The sequence below is a fragment of the Flavobacterium sp. genome (genome assembly GCF_031423415.1).
GTDB lineage: Bacteria > Bacteroidota > Bacteroidia > Flavobacteriales > Flavobacteriaceae > Flavobacterium.
This window is the reverse complement of the sequence record NZ_JANPFL010000125.1, coordinates 1-3,638: the sequence shown is the minus strand read 5'-3', so window position 1 is coordinate 3,638 and position 3,638 is coordinate 1. Positions and strand designations below refer to the sequence as shown.

Annotated in this window: 3 protein-coding genes; all 3 read left to right on the top strand. The window is 35.8% G+C overall.

The features are described from left to right. Positions 1–112: 112 nt before the first annotated feature. A complete protein-coding gene (locus tag RMO83_RS11320; protein WP_310559798.1) occupies positions 113–1,651 on the top strand; it encodes a transglutaminase-like domain-containing protein in 1,539 nt (512 codons plus the stop codon). 76 nt (positions 1,652–1,727) lie between these two features. Further along, entirely contained in the window at positions 1,728–2,381 is a 654-nt protein-coding gene (locus RMO83_RS11315) for a hypothetical protein (RefSeq protein ID WP_310559797.1), read from the top strand. A 192-nt stretch (positions 2,382–2,573) separates the two neighbouring features. Continuing rightward, positions 2,574–3,638, top strand: a 1,065-nt coding sequence (locus tag RMO83_RS11310; RefSeq protein WP_310559796.1) for a tetratricopeptide repeat protein, incomplete at its 3' end; no start/stop codon positions are given.

Here is a 3,638-nt window from a genome sequence, read left to right as displayed (position 1 = left end):
GAATTGCAAATTTTAATTATTGAGAATTTATCTCTTAAAAATATTTTAAAATTTAACATAGTTTTAACTTAAATCGTTTTTTTTTATGAATTTTGGGTCAAATAATTAGAAAGTGATTAAAATAAAAATCTTCCTCTGTTCCATTTTAATCGCTTCGGTCAATTTGGTGGCACAAACCAACGAAAGTGACAAGTTAAAAATCAAAGCATTAAGAACCCTTTTAGCCGTCCATTATCAAAGTGATGCCGAAAAACAAAAGGCTGCAGCTTTCTTGATAGACAATTTAGACATTCACGCATCTCAAAATTACAATTGGATCGATCACGCTGGTAAAAAAGTCCCTTTCAACGAACTCGATTATGCCAATTCAGAAATGGCAGTTCAAGCCTTCAAAAAATTAAATGACAGCATTAAAATTAAACCTCAAACCTACGAATTAAAAGATAGTGAAGCGCTAACCCCTGAATTATTGATTAAGAATATTGATTTGGCTTTTGATGCGTGGCGAAACAATCCTTGGTCTAAAGCCTACGACTTTGCCACTTTTTGCGAATACATCCTGCCGTATCGCAGCTTAACCGAACCATTAGAAGATTGGCGAGAGGACTATCAATTTTTAGTTTCTAGTGTGAGTACTAAAGTAGAAAACAACAATATGCCAATTGAGGTAGGAACAAGTGTACTCTCTTCTTTAAAAAATTTCAAATTTTTAGAGAGTCGACCTGACCCGATTCCGTTTTTAAGTCCAAAACAATTGTTATTTAGGCGAGAAGGATCGTGCAACGATTTAGCTAATTTGGCAATATTGGCTTGTCGTTCCGTAGGACTTGCAGTAACTTTTGATTTCACTCCTTTTTATGGGGCATCTTCCAACAAGCATTTCTGGAACACCATCATTACCGAAAAAGGAGAACACATTCCCTTTAACGGTATAAGTTCCGACAATCCGGAGGGTTTGCCTTATAATTACAAGCCTACCCAGAAGCGATTGGCAAAAGTGTATCGTAAAACCTATTCGATACAACAAAATTCATTAGCTAATATCGAGCTTTCCGGTAATATTCCGGACGGTTTTTTGAAAGAAAAAAATGTTCTCGATGTTACCGATGAATATGTCACCACAGGAAAAATAAGCATTGCGATCCAGCAAACAAACCCCGCTACTATAGGGTACCTCAACGTTTTTAATTTGGGCAGTTGGCGAACCATTGATTGGGCAAAGAAAACAGCAAATAGTTGTGAGTTCAAAAATTTAGGGATTAACATCGTGTATTTGCCTAGTTTTTATCAACCAGAAACTAAAAAAAGGACCTACGAAACCTATCCTATTTTGTTGGATTCCGACAAAAACCAAATCGTGTTAAAACCCAATTATGAGCGAACATTTTCTTTTGACATCACCAGAGATATTAAAATTAAAGGACCAACCAAAGATTTCAACTCTTTTGAAGTTTTTGAAAACGAAATTTTCAACCTTCTGGTTTGGGACAACGGATGGAAAAAAATCGAAACCGCCACGGCTCAAAATAAAGCTATTCATTTTACAAAAATCCCTGACAATGGCTTGTTTCTATTGCTCTGCAAAAAAAGTAATGGCTATGAACGAATTTTTAGAATTAACACAGAAACAAGGCAAATAGAGTGGTACTGAAAACAAATAGCAAATAGCAAATAGCAAATAGCAAAAAACAAATAGCAAATAACAAATTCCAAATCCTAAAACTCCTATGAAAACAACATTCTATTTATTTCTAACCCTTTTTTTTATAACTATCAGCTTACAAGCACAAAAAACTGTTAAGCCAAATACAGCGGCCATCGCCGATTCTTTGAAAACAATTTTTTATCAGAATGCAAAGTTTGCAAAACTAACGGACAAAAAAACTAACGAATTACTAAAAATTATTGACGAACGAAATAAGGTTGTTGCTGGTTTTATTGCTAAAAGAGAGCGACACAATGCACCATTCAATGTGCAAGATCCGTGGGTGATGTACAATTACAAAATTGACCAAGCCCAAAAGTATTATGCTAAAAAAATAAATAATTTACTTTCTTACGCGGAATATGCCCAATTTGTAATAGTAAATTTTAAAGAGGAAGCCGAGTTGAATTCGAAATTAGAATTAAAACAAGTGCTGGACAGTAATCCTAATTTAACCAAAGAGCAACAACAGCAACTGTATAATTTGATTTTTGAGTATCAATTGAATCTATTGATGACTGGGGGGTATTATAATTTTGATCAAATGTTACAAAAATCCAAAAAAGGGGCTTGGTCTTTCACTTTTGAAAAAGAGTTTGCAAAAACCTGCAAAGAATTCAACATCAAAATTGATAAACTCAAAGAATCCAGCGCTAATAACTTTCAGTGGAATTAAAATTGGCACACGGATGATACTGATTTAAACAGATAAAAACGGATTTCATCTTTATAAATCCTCTAAGAAGAATAAAATCTGTGCAAATCTATGCAATCTGTGGCAAAAAAACTTTTTGAAGCGAAGCTTTTACAAATTAGAACTCAAAAATCAGAAAAAACAAATTTTAACCATTAACCAACAATAACCTCTATGAAAAAAACCTACACAGTACTGCTCCTGCTTATCGCCATAGGAGCCACAGCACAATCGGAATGCAAAGCCAAGCTTGACACCATCAAAAAAATGATGGATAAAGAGCGGCTTTATAAAGATTACGACAAAATGTTCAAAGACCTGCTGCCTTGCGCAGAATCTGGCATTCCACTGGCACAAAACTACATCGGCCTGTTTTATCTAGAAGGTTTGGGCGTTGAAAAAGACGAAGTTAAAGGATTTCAATTTTTAGAGCAAGGAGCTATAAATAATAGCCCCATTGCCCAAAACAATCTAGGCAGCTTGTATAGAGAGGGAAAAGGTTGTACGCTCGATATGGATAAAGCCGTTTATTGGTATCAAAAAGCCGCCGATGCCAAAAACTCCCGTGCCGCTTATTCCCTAGGATATATGTATCTCAAAGGATTTGGCGTGCCACAAGATTATGCTACGGCAGTCTCTTGGTTTGAAAAAAGTAAATTCGATATGGCAAAGCATTGGCTAGGCGTTTGTCATTATTTAGGGTATGGAGTGCCACAAGACACCCAAAAAGCATTAGAATATTTCTACAGTAACGGAACGCCCAACAGTAAAGCCTTTCTCAAAAACCTAAAAATAGACAAACGAGAACTCGTTTTAGACCAAGCAGAACAAGCTATTGAAGAAGCCAGCGAAGCCAAAATAAAAATAGATCCCGAAGTGATTGCTAGCAGTCGTGAAACGATTGAAGCAGAAGCAGTCGAAAACAGCGAACTCAAAACCACAGATATTATAGGTGAATGGACGGGTCGTTTTATAGAATACGATTGGTCAGGCAAAATTCCTTTGCGTGTATTACCCATAGAAATCACATTTACCAAAAACGACCTAGGCGACCTCCAAACCAAAATCATTTTTCAGGGCAAAACCTTTGAAGATTTGGTTTTGTTTGACAACAACAACCTCTTCCTGCAAGGTTTCAAATTCAATCTCGCGCAGTTGTACAACCATAGTTTTCAGGATTTCAAGTTAGACTACACCGTTTTAGGAATGGACTTAAGCCAGAAAACTTACAACAACATC

Coding starts and splice junctions, on each gene's coding strand:
- RMO83_RS11315 (WP_310559797.1), top strand. CDS start 1,728: ATGAAAACAACATTCTATTTATTTCTAACCCTTTTTTTTATAACTATC.